Raw genomic sequence first — 19,301 nt, forward strand, 5'->3', positions numbered from 1 at the left:
TGAGAAACAGGGAGAGCGCCCCAGCGGCGCGCCCCGAGCGAAGGAGAGCGGTGAGATATGAGATGGCCCTGGCAGACAGTCGAAACGCGTTCGGCGCAGACCTCCTTCATCGCGCTGGCAAGCCTGCCGGGCGCGGGATGGGGCAGTCATGATGCGAGTGCGCTGATGCGCGACGGCTATGCCGGAAACGCAATCGCCTACCGGTGTGTGCGGATGATTGCCGAGGCAGCCGCGTCCATTCCGCTGAACACGAATGTTGCGGATGTCGGCGCGCTGCTGTCGCGGCCGTCACCCGATGAAGCGGGCAGGGTGCTGCTCGAGCGGCTCTATGGCGACCTGCAGATTACCGGCAACGCCTGGGCAGAGGCCGTGACGCTTGCGGGCGAGGCGGCCCCAAAGGGGCTATTCACGTTACGTGCGGATGCAGTCCGTCCACAAACAAATAGCGAAGGCGGCCTGATAGGCTGGGCCGTGCGCAAGCGGCGCGGCGAGCGGATCATCTACCGCGAAGCCGATGGCTGGAGCCCCGTGCTGCACCTAAAACTCTATCATCCATCGGACAGCGTAATGGGGCTTTCGCCGCTAGCGGCCGCCCGCAAGGCGCTCGACCTGCACAATGGCGCAGCAGCCTGGGCAAAGGCGCTGATCGAGAATGCGGCGCGGCCCTCCGGCGCACTGGTCTATGACGGTGAGGGGGCGGGGCTGACGCCCTCGCAATTCGACCGTCTGAAAGAAGAGTTGGAAAGCGCGCATTCCGGCGCGGCAAATGCCGGTCGCCCTCTGCTGCTGGACGGCGGTCTCGACTGGAAGCCTATGTCGCTGTCGCCCGCAGAGATGGATTTTGCAGGCACACGCCATGCGGCCGCGCGGGAGCTCGCGCTTGCCTTTGGCGTGCCGCCGATGCTGCTCGGCATCCCGGGCGACAATACTTATGCGACCTACAAGGAAGCAAACCTTGCTTTCTGGCGCCTGACGATTCTGCCGCTGGTCCAGAAAGTGGCGGATGCCCTCAGTGTCTGGCTGTCCGGACGGTTCGACGATGTCGAGGTGCGCCCCGACCTTGAGGACGTGCCCGCCTTTTCAGGCGAGCGTGATGGCCTGTGGGCGCGGCTTGAGGCGGCAAGCTTCCTGACCAGTGAAGAGAAACGCGCCCTGGCAGGGCTAAGCCAATGATCGAGCGCAAGATAACGGCCGGTTTTGTACTGGCGCTCGCGCTACAGACGGGTGGCGCGCTCGTCTGGGCAGGGGCCGCAGCAGAGCGGATTTCCATGCTGGAGCAGCGCGCTGATATCGCACGTCCGGTCGCAGAGAGACTGGCGCGGGTGGAAGCGCACCTCGAGGCCATCGAGAACCAGCTGGACCGCATTGAAGCGCGGCTGGAGGCCAAGCCGTGAGGTCCGCGCCGTTTCTTGTCGAAGGCTATGCCGCCTTGTTTGGGGCGCCTGACCTGTCTGGCGACGTGGTGAGGGCCGGTGCCTTTGCGCGCAGCCTGCGGGCGGGCGCTGTGCCGATGCTGTTGCAGCACCGGTCCGGTGCAGTCGCCGGACACTGGACACGCATGATGGAAGACGGGCGGGGGTTGTTCGTCCGTGGGCTGATTGATGGTGAGGTCACTATGCGTGCTGTCACGGCAGGTCTTTGCGGGCTGTCGATCGGGTTTCGCGCGCGTCTCTGGAAGCCGCGGCCAGAAGGTGGCCGCGATCTGATCGACATCGACCTTGTCGAGATTTCGCTGGTGGCGGCGCCAATGCAGCCACTCGCCCGGTTCACGCAGATTGGAGGGGCCGCACGTGCGGCCTGAGGAAGGAGAAAAATGACCAAGGAAACAAAAATGGCAGCCGATGCAGGCACTGCTGCGACGGCCGAAGTGATGGCGGCGTTCGAGGCCTATAAGCAGGCCAATGATGAGCGCCTTGCAGAGATCGAGGCGAAGGGCACGCATGATCCGCTGCTGGATGCAAAGCTGAGGAAACTTGACCGCCGCCTCGATGAGATCAGCCTGAAAGCTGCGCGCCCGGAAGAGGCCTCCTCGGCACCATCGGGCACGGAGCAGCGCGAGGCCTGGTCGCGCTATCTGCGCAGCGGCGACGAAAGCGGGCTTGCGCGGCTCGACGTCAAATCGCTGTCCGCAGGCACGGACGATCAGGGCGGCTATACCTCGCCGCCAGAGCTCGACCGCTTGATCGAGGCAAGGCTGACGCAGGCCTCGCCGATGCGTCAGATCGCAAGCGTGCGCCAGACGAATGCTGGCGTTTATCGCAAGCCTGTCAGTCTTGGTGTTGGGGCAGCCTGGGTCGCTGAAACGGGGGCGCGGGCGCAGACGACGACGGCGGGGCTCAGCCTGCTCGAATTCCCGGCGGGTGAGCTATATGCCATGCCGGCAGCAACGCAGACCCTCCTCAACGACAGCTATGCCGATGTCGATGCCTGGCTGGCCGATGAGGTTGAGGCGGCCTTCTCAATTCAGGAGAGCGCAGCCTTCGTAACGGGCGACGGTGACGGCAAACCTCGGGGCTTCCTCGACTATGATGTCTTGACTGAGGCCAGCCATGTCTGGGGCAAGATCGGTTCGGTCGCGGGCGACTTTACAGCGGATGATGCGGGCGACCAGATCATCGACCTTATCCAGACGCCGAAGAGCCAGTACCGGTCCAATGGCCGCTTCGTAATGAACCGCAAGACCGTCGCAGCCGTCCGTAAGCTGAAGGATGGAGATGGCCGATATCTCTGGCGTCCCGGCATGAATGGCGAGGCTCAGTCGATCTTTGGTTATCCAGTCACCGAGCTCGAAGACATGCCGGATATCGGCGTGGGCAATGCGGCGATTGCGTTTGGTGATTTCCGACGCGGCTACCTGATCATCGACCGCCAGGGCGCGCAGGTATTGCGCGATCCATACTCTGCCAAGCCCTATGTTCTGTTCTACACGACCAAGCGCGTTGGCGGTGGCGTACAGAATTTCGATGCCATCAAGGCCATGGTCTTCTAGCGCGGTGAAACCTCTCAGCCTGCGAGTGATCGCAGGCTGATACCGCCCCGCGAAGCGACCTCCGCGTCGCTAAACGGTCAGGCAGTATTTAACAAACGGATAACGAACATGACGCTGACGGTTCTCACACCGCCAGACGAAGAGCCTGTGTCTCTTTCAACGGCGAAATCATATCTGCGCATCGGGCATGACGGCGAAGACGAGCTGGTCGCCGCCCTCATCGCGGGGGCGCGGGCTGCGCTGGAAACGCAAGCCGGGCTGTGCCTGGTGCGCCGCACGCTGCGGTGGAGCCTCTCGGTCTGGCCGCGTGATCTCGTGGAGAGGTTGCGGATCAGGCTGCCTGCGGGGCCTGTCAGCGGGCTTGTGTCTGTCCGAAGCATTGCGGGGGAGGTGGTGACCGGGCTTACCAGCCGTTTCGTGTTGGACGGCCAACGGTTGTGTCTGCGCACAGGTAGCTGGCTGTCGGCAATCGAGACCGGAGCGCGAGTCGAGGTCGACTTCACCGCGGGCTTTGGCGGCGCAGAGGATGTGCCCGAGGATCTCTCGCTTGCACTACTGGCCATGGTCGATGCAGCCTATAGCCGCGGCGGTGTGAATGGTGGCTTGCCTGAGACTGCCGAGACGCTGATCGCGGCGCGCCGGGAGGTGCGGCTATGACTACCGCGCCCATGCAAGCTGGTGCGGAGAAGGCTCTTCAGCTTTCCTTGCTCAACGCACTTCGCAGCGACCCGAATATCCAGGCCTTTCTCGGCAATCCGGCGCGCATCTTTGATGGTGAAAGCGATCAGCCGATCTTCCCTTGCGTTGAACTAGAACGCCACGATGTGCGCCCTAATGGCAGTGCAGGTCATGCGGGCAGCACCCATACGCTGACATTTGGCCTGCGCGCCAGGGCAGGTGGGCGTGCCGAAGCCATGCGTATCCTTGGTGAGTTGCGCCGGGTCATCGACGCATTTGCGTTCAGCTCTGAGGGGCTGCGATCTGTGCTCTCCCAGACCGTTTATTGCGATGTCATGCGAACTCCGGACCTGCGCGAATTTCGAGGCGTCATTCGTGCACGTATTATCCTGGATGAGGTGGTGGCATGAGCGGTCAGAAAGGGCGCGATGTCCTGATCAAGATTTCTGATGGCGGGGCACCTGAAGCTTTCACTACAGTCGCCGGTATCCGCACGAGTAGTTTCGATCTTAAGCAGAAGAGCGTCGACGCCACCAGCATGGACAGTCCGGGTGGATGGCGTGAATTGCTAGGCGGGGCAGGGCTGCGGTCCATGAGGGTGCGCGGTCGCGGGCTGTTCAAGGATGCTGCAAGCGATGCCCGGCTGCGCGCGGTTTTCCTGTCGGGAGAGCTATGCGGCTTCAAGCTTTGTGTGCCGGATTTCGGTGACTTCACAGGGCCGTTCCAGATCGCTCAGCTTGGCTGGGCGGGTACGTTTGATGGCGAGGCGACATTCTCGATCGACCTTCGGAGTGCAGGCCAGGTCACGTTCGAGGAAAGCGCATGAATGGCGCGCGTGGAGAGGTCGCACTCGAAATTGGCGGAAAGAGGCGTGTTCTCTGCCTCACGCTTGGCGCTCTGGCGGAGATCGAAAGTGTGTTCGGATGCGCCTCACTGGCGGAGCTTCAAGCTCGGATGAGGGGGCTGTCCGCCAGCGAGCTCCTACGAGTAGTGGGTATACTGATGAAAGGTGGCGGCGAGGGCGTCGAGCCAGGCGAGCTTCAGCGGTTGAATATTCGACCTGCAGCTGCGGCAGCCGCTGTCGCGGAGACGTTCCATGCTGGCCTGGGCTGAGATGCTGAGGGCTGCCGCCCTGATCGGCATCCCACCCGAACAATTCTGGAAGTTGAGCTTGCGCGAATGGCGGGCGCTGACGGCGCAGGCCGGTCGGTCCCTGCCGCGCAAGGAATTCGACCTGATGATGAAGAAACAGCCAGATGAAAGGGCTGATGCGGATGGATGATTTTACCAAAGAGCTGGACCACGCGGGCGACGCGCTTACCGCACTCGTAGATGGGCCGGGACGAGATGCGGCCGCTTCGCTGGAAGCGGCGTTCAGCGAGGCCGGCGCCAGTATTGAGGCCGCGCTGTCACGCGCGGCACGTTCTGGCGAACTCGACTTCTCGCAGATGACGCGAGCGATTTTCGCTGACCTGGCAAGCATGGCGGCAGAGGCTGTGCTCGCGCGGGCCGGTATTGGCGCGGCGGGAACATCTTTGACCTTCAACCTGCCGCAGGCCGCTGAAGGCACCCCGAAGACTGCCACGGCGCGCGAACTTTCCAAGGCTGTCGCGAAAGCCGCCGCAATCGGCCGGAGGTTCGCATGAGCCTTGTTGGATTCCATGAAGAACGCCTGCCGGTGCCTTCCGGCTTTGGGTCTACGAGCGGTCCGGTCTGGCAGACCGAAACACTTGTCCTGTCGAGCGGTAAGGAGGTGCGGAATGCCCGATGGTCTCGCCCGCAGCACCGCTGGGATATCGTGACGCCGCCGCTAAGTGCAGAGGCGTTCGAGCAGCTGGTCAGCTTTTACAATGCGCGCCTTGGCCGCTTGAACGGGTTCCGCTTTCACGACCCCTCAGCATTTTCGAGCGCGGCGCCAGGTATGATTGTTGCGCCTCTGGATCAGGTGCTTGGCACCGGCGACGGTATGCGCGCCGAGTTTCAACTCGTGTTCGCTGATGGCGGCATTGAGCGCCCTGTCCTGAAGCCCGTCGCAGGGACTGTGAGCATCGCCGTGGACGGGGCGGAGCTCACCGGCGGTTGGTCAGTCGATACGACGACAGGCGAGCTCACTTTTGACGTTGCCCCCGAGCCGGGTGCGGTCCTGACGGCCGGTTTTGAGTATGACTGGCCAGTCCGTTTCGACACCGATGCGCTTGAAGTGAGCTTCGACACAGCCGGGGCTGGCCGGGTCGTGAGCCTTCCTCTGATCGAAATTTTCTAGGGGGCGATCAGCGATGAAGCAGATAGATGAATCATTTCAGGAGAAGCTCTTGAGCGGTGCGGTCACGACCTGTCTTTGCTGGCGTCTGGAACGCCAGGATGGGCTGACAGTCGGCATTACCGATCATGAACATGTGCTGACTTTCGATGAGGTGAGCTACACGCCGGGGGCTGCGTTGACGTCGGCGAGGTTCGAAACAGCAGGCGGTCTTCGGCCCGGCCGGGCGAGCGCGGATGGCGCGCTTATTGCCGACGCGCTGACAGAGGAGGACCTTGCTGCAGGGCTGTGGACGCGGGCGCGGGTTTATGTCTACCGCGTCGACTGGCAAGAGACCGACAATCGCATCCTGACCTGGACAGGCTTTCTGAGTGAAGTCACCAAACGCGGAGATCAGTTCGAAGCTGAGTTGATCTCTCTCAAGGCAGAGCTTGAGCGGCCCGTTGGGCGCCTTGTCTCGCGCCATTGCGATGCAGCGTTGGGAGATGCCAGATGTGGGCTGTCTGATGTTGGGGGGCAAAGCTGTGACAAGCGGTTCGAGACCTGCCGCGATGTCTTCTCGAATGCAGAGAACTTTCGAGGTTTTCCGCATCTACCCGGACAGGACGTTGTACTCTCAGGGCCTGCAGCCGCGGGTAATGATGGGGGCCATCGATGAGGCGCGCCGATATCGTAAAGGCTGCGCGCGGCTGGCTTGGCACGCCGTACCAGCACCAGGCGAGCCGACGGGGGGCCGGAACTGATTGTCTTGGCCTCGTGCGCGGCGTCTGGCGCGAGCTGATTGGCGAGGAGCCAGAACCCGTACCGCCATACACTCCCGACTGGGCGGACCTCAGCGATGAAGACATGCTTTTGCTGGCAGGGCGAACCTGGCTGCGCGAGATCCCTCTCGGGGCGGCTGATGCCGGCGACGTACTGATGTTTCGGATGGGCGCAGGCTGCGCGGCCAAACACTGCGCTATCGCAACCGGGCCCGACACAATCATCCACGCCTATTGGGGGCGCAGCGTCTGCGCGACGCGGCTGGTGCCGTGGTGGCGACGGCGCGTTGCAGGGGCTTTTTCATTTCCCGGTCTGGAGGACTGACACAGATGGGACAGATCATTTTATCGCAGGCCGGTCAGGCGCTTGGCAATGCACTGCTGCCGGGCGGGCTAAGCGTGCTGGGCGCGGATGTCTCTGGCGCGGCATTGGGCGGTGCGCTGGGCGGGCTTGCGGGCCGCACCATAGACGGCGCTTTCGCCGGCGACGTTCACGGCCCGCGAATAAGCTCGCTTCATCTGATGGAGAGCCGCGAAGGGGCGGGTCTGCCGCTCATCTACGGACGCGCGCGTGTCGGTGGGCAGGTGATCTGGGCCGCCCGTTTCAAGGAGAAGCGCCGCGAGCGATCTGCTGGAAAGGGCGGGCCGAAGATCAACGACTATAGCTATTCAGTCAGCTTTGCGGTCGCGATCGCTCAGGGAACCGTAAGCCGCCTCGGCCGCGTCTGGGCGAATGGCGAAGTGCTGGCGCTCTCAGATCTGAATTACCGTTTCTATCGCGGTGATGAGAGCCAGCTGCCCGACCCCCTTATCGAAGTCATCGAAGGCACCGGCAGTGCGCCAGCCTATCGGGGAACGTCCTATATCGTCTTCGAAGACTTGCCGCTGGACCGCTTTGGTAATCGGCTGCCACAGCTCAGCTTTGAAGTGTTTCGTGCGCTTGAGGATGAAGGCAGCCTGCGCCGCGTCGTTGAGGGAGTGAACATCATTCCCGCCACCGGTGAGTTTGCCTATGCAACGGATATCGTCCGAGAGCGGAGCTTTCCCGGTGTCGAAACGCCCCTCAACATGGACAATTCGACCGGTGCTGCGAACTTCGTACAGTCGCTAACGCAGGCACAGGATGACTTTCGCCAGCTTCAGCGCGCCGCCCTGACGGTTGCATGGTTCGGGGATGACCTTCGCGCAGGCACGTGCCGCATCCGGCCCGGCGTCGAAACGCGTGAGCGTATTAGTGTTCCCTTCGGCTGGGAGGTGGCCGGCCTGTCACGTGCCGAAGCGCGTCTGGTCAGCCAGTCTGACGGCAAAGCGAATTTTGGCGGGACACCTGCGGACAGGTCAGTGCTAGAGGCGATTGCGCTAATGAAGTCAGACGGGCTCGAGGTGACGCTGTCGCCCTTCCTGCTGATGGATATTCCGCCCGGAAACGGATTGCTGGACCTTTATGGCAGCGAAGAGCAGGGGGCGTTTCCCTGGCGCGGACGCATCAAAACATCAAGCGACGGTACAGCGGCGGCCCGAACCGAGATCGACGCATTCATGGGTGAAGATGGCGGGTTCGGATATCGTCATTTCATACTTCACCATGCGCGCCTCGCAGTCGCGGCCAGTGGTGTCGATGCTTTCCTGTTAGGCAGTGAGATGGTTGCCCTGACTCGACTGCGCGATGACGCAGGCGCGTTCCCATTTGTCGAGGCGCTGGTCGCACTGGCGGGCGAAGTTCGCGAAATCGTTGGTCCCGGTACGGCCATTTCCTATGCTGCAGACTGGACCGAGTATGGCGCTCACGTGCCGGAGGGTGGGTCTGGGGATGTCCTTTTCCCACTCGACGCGCTCTGGGCTTCGCCTGATGTCGATTTTGTGGGCATCGACTGGTACCCACCGCTTGGAGACTGGCGCGGCGACGCGAACCATCTCGACGTCCTTGCAGGTTTCAGAGGGTCTTCAGACGCGGCGTATCTCGCCGCCAATCTGCAGGGCGGTGAAGCCTATGACTGGTGCTATGCCTCACCGGAGGCACGCGCGGCGCAGGACCGATCGCCGATCCTCGATAGCGCTTATGGTGAGCCCTGGGTCTTCCGGCAGAAGGATATCGAGAACTGGTGGAAGAATGCGCACTATCCAAGGCCGGGTGGCACCCGGTCTTCGACGCCGACCAGCTGGACGCCGGGCCTGAAACCCATCCGCCTGATGGAGATCGGCTTTCCGGCCGTCGATCGGGGCACGAACGCGCCGAACGTATTTTACGATCCGAAGAGTTCTGAAAGCGCGTTACCTCATTTCTCGGACGGGACGCGAAATGACGCGCTGCAGCGGCGTGCCCTGGAGGTTTCCCTTTCCTATTGGCGGTCGCAGCCCTTCGTCGAAGCCACCTTTGCCTGGGCCTGGGATGCGCGGCCCTGGCCGGATTTCCCAGTCCGCGAGGAGGTCTGGAGTGATGGACCAAACTGGTCGCTTGGTCACTGGCTGAACGGGCGCTCAGGGCTTGTTCCGCTATCTGCCGTGATCGAGGATCTATCATCGCTAACAGGTGTCGAAATGGTGTCTGACGGTCTTGAAGGGCTGGTCGAGGGCTTGGTCATACCGACGCCGTCCACGCTTCGATCAGTGCTCGAACCCCTGCAAGCGTTACACCGGTTTAGCTGCCATGAAGACGAGGCAGGGCTATCATTGCAGCCAGTACCGGACCGTTCCGTGCGGGAAGTTGCGGCCGGCGACATTGCAGGCGATGGCACATCCATGACGCACGTTCTGCTCGACAAGCGTCCGGGCCATCTCACGCTCACCTATATCAGCTCAGACAACGCCTATGGATCAGCTATGGCGCGGGCACGCAGAACGGATGGCGATGAGGGCTACCGGATCGAAGCGAGCCTGCCATTGCTAATGTCAGAGGCGGAAGCAAACCGCGTCGCGAACGATCTCCTCAAGGCGGCGGTGGAAAGCGAGCGAGCCTCTGTAAAACTACCGCCTCATTTCCTGAGCCTCCAGCCCGGTGACCGGATATCGGTTGCGACGCTTTCCGGGGCGTGGATGATTGACGACATTACGGATGACGGGATCGCCCGCATTCTGGAGCTGTCGCGTCCAATAGAGGTGATATCGGTGATCGCTGGCAGCGTGCCAGAGGCGGGGAAGGCAGCCGTGCTTCCAGCTTCGCCTGAACTTATCCTGATAGATGCGCCTGCCTTGCCCGGCTTTTCGAGCGCGGGTCCGCTGACCGCAGCCGCGGCATCGCCATGGACTGGGCCCGTCAGCGTGAAAGCCGGACGCGGTCTGGCTGATCTGTCGATACGCGCAAACGTTTCTGCGCCAGCAGTCATGGGTAGACTGCTCGCGCCATTGTCGGCTGGGCCAACGCACCGATGGGACGGGGCATCACAAGTTTCGGTCGAACTATTCGGCGGAGAGATCGCAAGCGCGTCACCTGAGAGAGTACTGGCCGGCGCAAATCGCCTGATGGTGCAGGGCAACGGCGGTTGGGAGGCTCTATCCTTTGCGCGGGCTGACCTTCAGGAAGCCGGACGATGGCACCTCTCGGTACTGCTTCGCGGCCTCTATGGCACTCAGCCCGCGCCAGCCCTGCGAGGGGCGACCGTCGTACTTGTTGATGACAGTCTTGAGCAGTCGGTCCTCACGCGCGATGAAATTGATGTCGATTTGTCCTGGCGCACCGGCAGCGCAGACCCGCAAGTCTTCAGGCACGAGGACAAGGCGGGCCTGCCCTGGCAGGTTGCCCAGCTGCGGGTTAAGAGAAAGGCTGTCGGCACGCAAGTGAGCTGGCTCGCCTGCGGGCCGGATATCCCAGATGGCTGGGATCTGCCGGACCCGACGACGCCGCGATTGTTTGAAGTCAGCGGTCTATTCGAAGGCACAGAAATGGTGAATTGCCGAACGGCGGAATCCGCCGTCACGGTTGAGGTTCTGGTGGATGAGGTGCGTGTCGCCGAGGTCGCAGCTGACGGTCGATTAGGACGATGGGTTTCAATCGGCGCGGGCGCACTCTAACTAGGCATTGGAATTTCAGCGTGAAGAAAGAGAAAGACGTCCTTGACCCGCGATCCCTATCAGACACTCGGTGTGACCAAATCTGCCTCGACCGAGGAGATCAGGAAAGCCTATCGCAAGAAGGCCAAGGAGTTTCACCCCGATCTTCACCCCAATGATGAGGAGAAGGCCAACGCCTTCAAGGAAGCGTCCGCCGCCTTCGAGATCCTGAGCGACGAGACCAAGCGCGCGCAGTTCGACCGCGGTGAGATAGATGCAGATGGCAACCCGACCGGCTTTGCCGGTGCAGGCGGGGGTTATGGCGGCGGCTTTGGCGGGTTCCGCAACCAGGGTGGCTCGTTCCAGGGAGATCCGTTCGAGGACATCCTGTCGGGCATGTTCGGCGGGCAAAGACGCCGCGCCGGGCCGCGAAAGGGCGCGGATATTCGCTACCGGGTCGACATTTCGTTCGAAGACTCGGTGCTTGGCGCGAAGCGTCAGATGACCATGGCGGACAATAAGAGCCTGAACGTATCGATCCCGCCCGGCGTCACGACAGGGCAAGTGCTACGCCTGAAAAGCCAGGGCGAGCCGTCGCATACTGGCGGTCCCCCGGGTGATGCGCTGCTCGAACTGCATGTCCGGCCGAACAAGACCTGGACACGCGAGGGTGCCGATCTTCGCATGTCGCTGCCCCTGCCGCTGAAGAAAGCGGTGCTCGGCGGAAATGTCGATGTTGCGACCCCCGCAGGCTCAGTCACGCTCAAAGTGCCAGAAGGCTCAAATACCGGAATGGTCCTGCGCCTGCGCAACAAGGGCGTCCAGTTCAAAGATACGCCGGGGCATCTATATGTCCGTCTGGAAGTTACGCTGGAAGATCCAAAGGATGAAGGCCTCCGCGAATGGGCTCGCCAGCATTGAGCAGTCTTGAAACCTGACTAAACTCCCGTCTTGTCATTCAGCATGTATTCAGGGCGAGGGGTGCATAAACCGTCACATGAAACGGATCATTCTTTCTCTCTGCGTTGGCCTTGCCGCCATTTCGCCATGTGCCACGGCACAGGGCCAGTGGAGCAATTCCTTTACCGCAGATGATGCACGCAATGCGCGTGAGCGCGGAGAGATACTTCCGTTGAAGGATATCCTACGTCCTATTGAGTCGCGCTACGGAGGCGAGATGCGCCGTTTCGTCGGCCTCTTTGATAGGAACGGACAAAAAGTCTATGTCATTGACTGGACAACGCGTCAGGGTGAACTCGTGCAGTTCACGATCAACGCGCAGACCGGTCGGATCATAAGCGTTAGCTAGGTAAATATTTATGCGAATTCTTGTTGTTGAAGACGATGCAGATCTTCGCCGGCAGCTTGCCGATGCGCTGACCCAATCGGGTTATGCGGTCGATCTGGCTGCGGATGGCGAAGACGGGCACTTTCTTGGTGATACCGAGCCTTATGATGCTGTTATCCTCGATCTCGGCCTGCCCAAGATGGACGGCGTGACGATTCTCGAGCGCTGGCGCGATGACGGTAAGGACTTCCCCGTGATGATCCTCACGGCACGTGACCGCTGGAGCGAAAAGGTGGCTGGCTTCGATGCAGGCGCTGATGATTACCTCACCAAGCCTTTCTACACCGAAGAGCTTCTCGCCCGCCTCCGCGCGCTCCTGCGCCGGGCAACCGGCCACTCTGCCGCCGCGATTGAAGCCGGAAGCCTGCGTGTCGATACCCGCGCTGCCCGCGCCACGGTCAATGGCCGGCCGGTCAAGCTGACCGCGCATGAATATCGCGTTCTGTCCTATCTGATGCACCATCAGGGCCGGGTCGTGCCGCGCACGGAGCTGGTCGAGCATATCTACGATCAGGACTTTGACCGTGACTCCAATACGATCGAGGTCTTCATTGGACGGCTTCGCAAGAAGATAGGGACCGACCGGATCCAGACCGAACGCGGACTTGGCTATCGACTGGTCGTGCCGGAAGGTGAGACAGCGGGTCTTGCCTGATCAGGAGATGACTGGCGATGCCGGGCGGGTTGATGCCGCGCAGTCCGCCAAGCCGAGCCTGTCGCTGTCGCGTCGGCTGTTTCTTGGCGCGATCGTCTGGAGCCTGATCGTCGTAGTTGGTGGCGTGATCGCCATGACGGCGGCGTATCGCACGCAGACGGTCCGCATCCTGCAGCAGGAACTCGACTCGACACTCGTCACCTTGCCGCGTGCTCTCGAAATTCTGCCTGACGGCCGGGTCGTGGACATTCCCGAACGACTCCCAAGCGATTCGCGCTTCCAGCTTCCGCTGTCGGGCCGGTACTGGGCGATGATTGCTGTCCAGGAAGATGGCAGTTTCGGCAATGATATCCGCTCACAGAGCGTCTGGGACGGCCCCTTGCCGTTGCCGCGTGAGCTCGCAAGTGCTGCACTCGCCGCGCCGGGTGTGACCCAGTATGGCAACACAGATGGCCCGAATGATGAGCGCCTGCGCGTAGCTGTTCGCTCTATCACGGTGCCGAATCGCGAAAACCCGATCCTGTTGATGGCCGCTGCAGACCGCGCTGTGACGGATGAAGGTGCAAACCAGCTTCGACTTATCCTGCTGACAGCGATGGCGACACTGGCTGGGGGCACGCTTCTCGCCCTCTGGATCGGCCTTCGCATGGCGCTTCGCCCATTTGATCGTGTACAGGCGCACATCGCAGAGATTAGCGAGGGACAGCGGGCACGGCTCGATGGCGAATACCCGGCAGAAGTCCTGCCGCTCACTGATGAGCTCAACAAGCTGCTCGACAGTAATCGCAAGATTGTCGAGCGTTCCCAGACCCATGTCGGCAATCTCGCTCATGCTTTAAAGACGCCGCTGGCGGTGCTGCGCAATGAAGCTACTGGCGAAACCGGGTTGGACGATGTCGTCCGGCGCCAGACTGAGTCGATGCGCGCCAATGTCGAGCATTATCTGAAGCGGGCGCAGGCGGCGGCACGGTCTGAAGCGCTTGGCGTTCGCACGGAGATCGCGCCCGTCGCTGCCGGGCTTGCGCGTCTCCTGAACCGCCTGTTCGAGGCGCAGGGTATCAGTGTCAGCACAGAAATAAGTGCAGACCGGGTCGCGCGTATCGAACAGCAGGATCTTGAAGAGATGCTGGGCAATCTGATGGAGAATGCCTGCAAGTGGGCCAATTCGCGCGTTGAAGTTTCCTGCAGCCGCGGCCAGAACGGCTTCATGCACATTCACATTGATGATGACGGCAAAGGTCTTGCGCCTGAGGCCCGCGAAGCAGCGCTCCAGCGAGGCGTGCGCCTCGACGAAACCGCGCCGGGGACCGGGCTCGGCCTGTCGATCGTGGCGGACATTTCCGAGATGAATGGTGGACGGCTGGACCTGTCCGAAAGTCCTCTTGGCGGACTTCGCGCTACAATAACGCTGCGCGGCCAATGAAACACGCAACCTTGATATGGATGGGCGTGGCAGTCCTGCTCGCAGGCGGGGCCTATTTGTTGAAAGGCCAGCCGCTGCTTGCGGACCAGCCCTATGCCGAGCGGGAGGCTGAGATTGCGTCACGGCCAGCCGAAGACCTGTCTCCGGGGGAAATGCTGGCGCGCCTGCAACGCACCGCGCGTGAACGCCCGGATGAGGCAGAGCCGCAATACTATATCGGCGTCCTTCTGCGCGCGCAGGGACGCACAGATGATGCTCTTCGGGCGTTTCAGTCAGCGCTCCGGCGCGACTCCGAGCATATTCCAGCGCTGATCGCGCTCGCAGACGCTGTGGTGACCCGCGACGGTGGCACGATTACCGAACCCGCCGCACGCCTGTACGATCGCGCCTGGCGGCTGGACAATTCCCAGACCCGTGCGGGGATCCTCGCAGCCATGCCGGCCTACCTTGCCGGCGACCTCGAAGCTGCGCAGGCACACTGGGAACGTGTCTTCGCGGACTTGCCGGAAGACGATCCGAGGCGTGCGATGCTGAACGCGATGCGCGCCGAGGCCGATGCGGCAAGGGCGGCTCAGGAACCGGCTGACTGATCAGGCAGGGGTTTGCTGGTGCTGGATGATGCGCCAGTCGCCATCGACAAGGATATAGGTCGAGCTGCAATAGGCCTCGTAAGTGTCACTGCCTTTCAGCCCGCGGCCAACATAGGCGAGCGTGACAGTCGTATCATTCGACTGGGTTTCGCTGACGCTGTCGAGTTCGACATCGTCCCAGCGCGGCGCCATTCTGACTGTTTCGATAATCGCATCGCGCGACAGGATGCCTGCGGGCAAGGGGAACACCATCACGCAATCTCGCGCCATCAGCTTGTCGTAATTTTCGGCTGGACCGGTCCAGAGCTGCTTCTCGACTTCCCAGAGTTGAGGAAATTTCGGCATGACGAACCTCTTAGCGCATGAACTCCACAAGGCTTGCGATAACCCGCGAGCAGTCTGGATGTTTCGGTCGCAGTGTCAAATCCTGCAGTTTCGATTAAAACTCGCGGACTATGAGAGCGAGATCTAAAAGACTTTGGGGCGTGGCCATTGCTGGCGTGCTTCTGGTGAGCGCGGTGACGCTGTCAGCTGTGGCGCTGAAACAGCATGCCGACCTCTTCTATACGCCGCAACTGCTGGCCGAACAGGGACAGCCTGAGGCCGGAAAACGCGTTCGCATCGGCGGGTGGGTCCAGATTGATTCGATCAAATATGGCGAAGGCGCAGACATGATCTTCCTGATCGAGGACGGCTCGGGCCAGACGCTTGAGGTCAGCTATACAGGTGTTGTTCCGGATCTTTTCCGCGAAGGCGAGGGCGTCGTTGCAACAGGCCGATTCGATGAGACAGGTGCCTTCACTGCCGAAAACATCCTCGCCAAGCATGATGAGAACTATCAGCCGCGCGAACTCAAGAATGCCCGGCAGGCGACTTCATGATTGAAGCAGGCCACTTTGCGGCTTTCCTTGCTCTGATCCTGAGCTTTTTTCAGGCCGGGCAGGGGCTGATGGGCCAACGCCGCGCGGCGGGGCTCTCGGCAATCGTCGCGTTCGGCGCGATGACGTTCTCGTTTGTCACGCTCATCGTTGCGTTCGCAACCTCCGACTTCTCGGTGCAGCTCGTCGCGGCAAACTCCCACACGTTAAAGCCGTTTGTGTACAAGATTGCCGGAACATGGGGAAACCATGAGGGCTCCATGGCGCTCTGGTGTCTCGTCGGAATTGGCTTTGGCGCGGTCGCTGCGAAGCTGCTCGCCACGGGCAGGCCGAAATTCGAAGCGCGTGCCCTCGGTGTCCAGGGGCTGCTCAATGGTGGCGCGCTTCTCTATCTCCTGCTGGCATCATCGCCTTTCACACGTCTCGATCCGGCACCGCTTCAGGGCGCAGGGCTGAACCCGTTGCTGCAGGACCCGGCGCTCGCGGCTCATCCACCGATGCTGTATCTTGGTTATGTCGGATATTCCTTCGTGTTCGCGCTTGCTGCGGCAGGGTTGATCGAGGGACGCATCGACAGGGTCTGGGCACGCACCGCGCGTGTGTGGGCGCTCGCCGCTTTTGTGCCTCTGACCCTCGGCATCGCGCTCGGCAGTTACTGGGCGTATTACGAACTTGGCTGGGGCGGCTGGTGGTTCTGGGACCCGGTTGAGAATGCGAGTCTTATGCCCTGGCTGATCGGGGCAGCACTCCTCCATTCCGTGATCGTGACTGAAAAGCGTGGCAGTTTCGGCGTCTGGACGGCGCTCCTTGCGGTTCTGGCCTTCTGCTTTTCGATGCTCGGCGCGTTTCTTGTCCGCTCGGGCGTACTGACCTCCGTTCACGCCTTTGCCGTTGATCCACTGCGCGGCTCGCTCCTGCTAGCGGGGCTTCTCGTCTTTGGCGGCGCGGCGCTCATCCTTTTCGCACTGCGTGCTGGCAAGCTAGAAGCAGGTCCGGGCTGGACAACAGGCAGCCGCGAAGGCGCGCTCATGGGCAACAATCTCGTCCTCATCGTTGCCACCGCGACCGTTCTGCTGGGCACGCTATTCCCGCTCATCGCCGAAGCTGCGGGCCAGACCATGTCGGTTGGCGAGCCTTACTTCAATCTGACTTTCACGCCGATCATGTCGCTTGCCCTCATCGCACTGCCAGTCGTGCAAGCATGGAGCTGGGGAAAGGCGGACCTATCCTCTCTCTGGAAATGGGGCGCTGCCTTTGCCGGTATCGTCGCCGTCTTCTGGCTTGCGGGAATCGGCCCGTTCGACATTCCGCTTCTGGCAGGAATTGGCCTCGCCATCGCGGTCTGGCTGATTGCGGGCGCTGCAATGGAGATCTGGCGCCGCGCCAAGACGGCAAAGCGTCTCGGCAAAATGCCTGCACGCGTATGGGGCATGACCCTCGCCCATGCGGGACTTGGCTTCTTCGTGCTGGGCGCCGTTCTCGAAACGTCAGGGCGCGCGCACACCACGATAGCCTTGCAGGAAGGTCAGGCGACCAGTGTGGCGGGCTGGCAGCTCACACTTGATGACGTGGAGAGCATTGAAGGCCCGAACTGGTACGCCGAACGTGCAACCCTCACCGCACGCCGCGGCGGCACGGTTGCTGAGCTGCAACCGCACAAGCGCTTCTATCCGGCAGCCCAGATGCCGACCACGGAAACCGCCATCCACAAGACGGGACTTGCCGACCTCTATGTCGCGCTTGGTGATGGGCGCAGGAATACGCAGGGTGAGACGCGCTGGACGTTCGAGGTCTTCCTCAATCCGTTCATTGATCTCATCTACCTCGGGACAATACTGATCGGGCTCGGCGCCCTGCTTAGCATGTTCGGGCGCAAGACGAGGGTGAAGGAGGCGGAGGCATGAAGGCGGTTCTGGCGTCGATCATTCTGTTGTTTGCCGCTGAAGGGCCACTTGCCGATCCGAAGGAAGAGGCGCGAGCGCAAGACCTCATGCGGGAGATCCGCTGCGTAGCTTGTGAGAATGAGCCGATCTCCAATTCTGGTTCGGACATCGCCGCCGACATGCGCGAGCGCGTGCGGGCCATGGTTGCAGAAGGCCAGAGCGATCAGGAAATCCGAACATGGTTTGCAGAGCGTTATGGCGACTTTGTCCTTTTTCGCCCGCCATCACGGGGTATCGGCGGCTTCCTGCTCTGGGGTGCCCCTTTCATCTTTCTTCTCGCGGGCGGCCTTCTTGCGTTCATGATCAGCCGCAACCGCCAGCCGTCGGGACGGGTCGAAGCTGTCGCGCCTGAAGACAGCGAATAAGGCATTCGACCTGATTGCTGGCAACTCATGTCCGGCGGGCCTATGTCGGTTCAAGGCGCACGGGTCTTGAGGGAGACGACATGTACAGCGAAAAGGTGAGCTTCGAAGGCAGTCTCGGCCAGACCATCTCAGGCAGACTTGAGCATCCGGTGGGCCGTTTTGGCGGATGGGCGATTTTCGCCCACTGTTTCACCTGTTCAAAGCAGTCCCGTGCGGCCGTCGCCCTGTCGCGGGCACTCGCTCAACACGGCATAGGCGTCCTGCGTTTTGATTTCACGGGGATCGGGGAATCGGAGGGCGAATTCGCCGACACGGATTTCTCCAGCAATGTCGCTGATATCCATACCGCCGCTGCATGGATGGCAGGGCAGGGGCGCCCGGTCTCGCTTCTGGTTGGTCATTCGCTCGGTGGGACAGCCTCGATAGTTGCGGCCACCGGCATTGAAACATTGAAAGCGCTGGTGAGCATCGCGGCACCCTCTGAGGCCGCGCACGTCATCAGCCAGTTCGGGGACGGCAGCGGCAAGGCCGAAGCCGATGGTTCTGCGCAGGTCAAACTCGGTGGCCGTCCTTTCACGATTACACGAGAGCTGATCGAAGATCTTCGTGAAGCGCGGGTCGGGCAGGCGATTTCCAGCTTACGTCTGCCGGTCCTTTTGCTTCACGCGCCAGGCGACCAGGAAGTCAGCGTGAATCACGCAACCGCGCTCTTCATGGCGGCGCGCCACCCCAAGAGCTTTGTCAGCCTTGATGACGCGACGCATTTTCTCGACCGTGATACCGACACCGACTTCGCCGCCAGCGTGATCGCCGGTTGGGCTGAACGGTACGTGACACCCGAGGACGACAATGACGATACCTACAGCGGTGAAGGTGTGCTCGTTCGCGAAACGCAAGGCCCAGGCCCCTATCAGAACGAAGTCTTGAGCCGGGGATTTCGCCAGATCATTGATGAGCCGCGCAAGCTTGGCGGCAGCGACACCGGTCCAGACCCTTATTCCATGCTCTCTGCAGCGCTGGGAGGCTGCACCTCGATCACGCTGCGCATGTATGCCGACCGCAAAGGCTGGCCTGTAGACCATATCGGCGTTGCCGTTGCTCACAAACGCGAGCACGCTGAAGACTGCACCGACTGCGGCGAAGCCGACAAGATCGACACATTTACGCGCACCGTATCGATCGAAGGCGATGTGGATGAAGACCAGCTCGCACGCTTGCTTGAAATCGCAGACAAGTGTCCCGTGCACCGAACACTGGAGTCTGGCAGCAGGGTGCGCAGTTCAATCGAGCGAAAGTCGCGAGCAAACAAGGTTTCCGGAAAACCGAAAAATTCAAGTCTAACCGATGTTTAATCAGTCTGTGGACTGGTACACACTGAGGATTAGGCACAATATTCGAGTCAATAAATTCTGAGGAGTATGTGA

The 19,301-nt window shown here is 61.6% G+C and carries 24 protein-coding genes; 23 read left to right on the plus strand and 1 reads right to left on the minus strand.

The features are described 5' to 3' along the window. Positions 1-57 precede the first annotated feature (57 nt). From D1224_RS14730 to D1224_RS14820, 19 genes are all read left to right on the plus strand, one after another. Complete coding sequence (locus D1224_RS14730) at positions 58-1,173, plus strand: phage portal protein (RefSeq protein ID WP_119380697.1); 1,116 nt, start codon at positions 58-60, stop codon at positions 1,171-1,173. Then, complete coding sequence (locus D1224_RS14735; protein ID WP_119380698.1) at positions 1,170-1,394, plus strand: hypothetical protein; 225 nt, start codon at positions 1,170-1,172, stop codon at positions 1,392-1,394. Before D1224_RS14730 ends, D1224_RS14735 begins: the two co-directional genes overlap by 4 nt. Further along, entirely contained in the window at positions 1,391-1,801 is a 411-nt protein-coding gene (locus D1224_RS14740; RefSeq protein WP_119380699.1) for an HK97 family phage prohead protease, read from the plus strand. The genes D1224_RS14735 and D1224_RS14740 overlap by 4 nt, the downstream gene beginning before the upstream one ends. 12 nt (positions 1,802-1,813) lie before the next feature. Next, the gene (locus tag D1224_RS14745) at positions 1,814-2,989 is read left to right on the plus strand and encodes a phage major capsid protein (RefSeq protein WP_119380700.1); all 1,176 of its coding nucleotides are present in this window, start codon (positions 1,814-1,816) and stop codon (positions 2,987-2,989) included. Between the two features lie 108 nt (positions 2,990-3,097). Further along, the gene (locus D1224_RS14750; protein ID WP_119380701.1) at positions 3,098-3,646 is read left to right on the plus strand and encodes a head-tail connector protein; all 549 of its coding nucleotides are present in this window, start codon (positions 3,098-3,100) and stop codon (positions 3,644-3,646) included. Beyond that, positions 3,643-4,077: a DUF3168 domain-containing protein gene (locus tag D1224_RS14755; RefSeq protein WP_119380702.1), complete on the plus strand. Its 435-nt coding sequence runs from the start codon at positions 3,643-3,645 to the stop codon at positions 4,075-4,077. Before D1224_RS14750 ends, D1224_RS14755 begins: the two co-directional genes overlap by 4 nt. Further along, positions 4,074-4,493 carry a phage major tail protein, TP901-1 family gene (locus D1224_RS14760; RefSeq protein ID WP_119380703.1) on the plus strand — a complete coding sequence of 140 codons (420 nt, stop codon included), beginning with the start codon at positions 4,074-4,076 and terminating at the stop codon, positions 4,491-4,493. Before D1224_RS14755 ends, D1224_RS14760 begins: the two co-directional genes overlap by 4 nt. Then, positions 4,490-4,780 (plus strand): GTA-gp10 family protein, encoded by a 291-nt coding sequence (locus D1224_RS14765; RefSeq protein WP_119380704.1) that lies wholly within the window; start codon positions 4,490-4,492, stop codon positions 4,778-4,780. Before D1224_RS14760 ends, D1224_RS14765 begins: the two co-directional genes overlap by 4 nt. Beyond that, on the plus strand, positions 4,764-4,949 hold the full coding sequence (locus tag D1224_RS14770; RefSeq protein ID WP_182482325.1) for a phage tail assembly chaperone: 186 nt from the start codon (positions 4,764-4,766) through the stop codon (positions 4,947-4,949). Before D1224_RS14765 ends, D1224_RS14770 begins: the two co-directional genes overlap by 17 nt. After that, entirely contained in the window at positions 4,924-5,313 is a 390-nt protein-coding gene (locus D1224_RS14775; RefSeq protein WP_119380705.1) for a phage tail tape measure C-terminal domain-containing protein, read from the plus strand. The genes D1224_RS14770 and D1224_RS14775 overlap by 26 nt, the downstream gene beginning before the upstream one ends. Next, complete coding sequence (locus D1224_RS14780; protein ID WP_119380706.1) at positions 5,310-5,930, plus strand: DUF2460 domain-containing protein; 621 nt, start codon at positions 5,310-5,312, stop codon at positions 5,928-5,930. The genes D1224_RS14775 and D1224_RS14780 overlap by 4 nt, the downstream gene beginning before the upstream one ends. A gap of 13 nt (positions 5,931-5,943) precedes the next feature. Beyond that, positions 5,944-6,585, plus strand: a complete 642-nt coding sequence (locus tag D1224_RS14785; protein WP_119380707.1) for a DUF2163 domain-containing protein — start codon at positions 5,944-5,946, stop codon at positions 6,583-6,585. Next, positions 6,582-7,013 (plus strand): NlpC/P60 family protein, encoded by a 432-nt coding sequence (locus tag D1224_RS14790; protein ID WP_119380708.1) that lies wholly within the window; start codon positions 6,582-6,584, stop codon positions 7,011-7,013. Before D1224_RS14785 ends, D1224_RS14790 begins: the two co-directional genes overlap by 4 nt. A 5-nt stretch (positions 7,014-7,018) precedes the next feature. Beyond that, the gene (locus D1224_RS14795) at positions 7,019-10,696 is read left to right on the plus strand and encodes a baseplate multidomain protein megatron (protein WP_119380709.1); all 3,678 of its coding nucleotides are present in this window, start codon (positions 7,019-7,021) and stop codon (positions 10,694-10,696) included. 42 nt (positions 10,697-10,738) lie between these two features. After that, positions 10,739-11,596, plus strand: a complete 858-nt coding sequence (locus D1224_RS14800) for a DnaJ C-terminal domain-containing protein (protein ID WP_119380710.1) — start codon at positions 10,739-10,741, stop codon at positions 11,594-11,596. A 76-nt stretch (positions 11,597-11,672) separates the two neighbouring features. Continuing rightward, a complete protein-coding gene (locus D1224_RS14805; protein WP_119380711.1) occupies positions 11,673-11,984 on the plus strand; it encodes a PepSY domain-containing protein in 312 nt (103 codons plus the stop codon). A 10-nt stretch (positions 11,985-11,994) separates the two neighbouring features. Then, entirely contained in the window at positions 11,995-12,678 is a 684-nt protein-coding gene (locus tag D1224_RS14810) for a response regulator transcription factor (RefSeq protein WP_119380712.1), read from the plus strand. 7 nt (positions 12,679-12,685) lie between these two features. Then, complete coding sequence (locus D1224_RS14815) at positions 12,686-14,101, plus strand: ATP-binding protein (RefSeq protein ID WP_119380986.1); 1,416 nt, start codon at positions 12,686-12,688, stop codon at positions 14,099-14,101. Continuing rightward, complete coding sequence (locus D1224_RS14820; RefSeq protein WP_147372411.1) at positions 14,098-14,691, plus strand: tetratricopeptide repeat protein; 594 nt, start codon at positions 14,098-14,100, stop codon at positions 14,689-14,691. Before D1224_RS14815 ends, D1224_RS14820 begins: the two co-directional genes overlap by 4 nt. On the opposite strand, the gene D1224_RS14825 is transcribed toward D1224_RS14820, so the two are convergent. Next, positions 14,692-15,036, minus strand: coding sequence for a nuclear transport factor 2 family protein (locus D1224_RS14825; RefSeq protein WP_119380714.1), 345 nt, complete (start codon positions 15,034-15,036; stop codon positions 14,692-14,694). It abuts the gene before it with no gap. A 140-nt stretch (positions 15,037-15,176) separates the two neighbouring features. Between D1224_RS14825 and D1224_RS14830 the strand changes: the two genes are divergently transcribed. The 4 genes from D1224_RS14830 to D1224_RS14845 all read left to right on the plus strand — a co-directional run bounded on the left by D1224_RS14830 (position 15,177) and on the right by D1224_RS14845 (position 19,229). Continuing rightward, entirely contained in the window at positions 15,177-15,572 is a 396-nt protein-coding gene (locus tag D1224_RS14830; RefSeq protein WP_233350573.1) for a cytochrome c maturation protein CcmE, read from the plus strand. Continuing rightward, positions 15,569-17,473: a heme lyase CcmF/NrfE family subunit gene (locus D1224_RS14835; protein ID WP_119380716.1), complete on the plus strand. Its 1,905-nt coding sequence runs from the start codon at positions 15,569-15,571 to the stop codon at positions 17,471-17,473. Before D1224_RS14830 ends, D1224_RS14835 begins: the two co-directional genes overlap by 4 nt. Continuing rightward, positions 17,470-17,877, plus strand: coding sequence for a cytochrome c-type biogenesis protein (locus D1224_RS14840; RefSeq protein ID WP_119380717.1), 408 nt, complete (start codon positions 17,470-17,472; stop codon positions 17,875-17,877). Before D1224_RS14835 ends, D1224_RS14840 begins: the two co-directional genes overlap by 4 nt. Positions 17,878-17,957: 80 nt before the next feature. Further along, a complete protein-coding gene (locus tag D1224_RS14845; RefSeq protein WP_119380718.1) occupies positions 17,958-19,229 on the plus strand; it encodes a bifunctional alpha/beta hydrolase/OsmC family protein in 1,272 nt (423 codons plus the stop codon). The last annotated feature ends 72 nt before the right edge of the window (positions 19,230-19,301 follow it).

The organism is Henriciella barbarensis, assembly GCF_003576345.1.
Classification (GTDB): Bacteria; Pseudomonadota; Alphaproteobacteria; order Caulobacterales; family Hyphomonadaceae; genus Henriciella; species Henriciella barbarensis.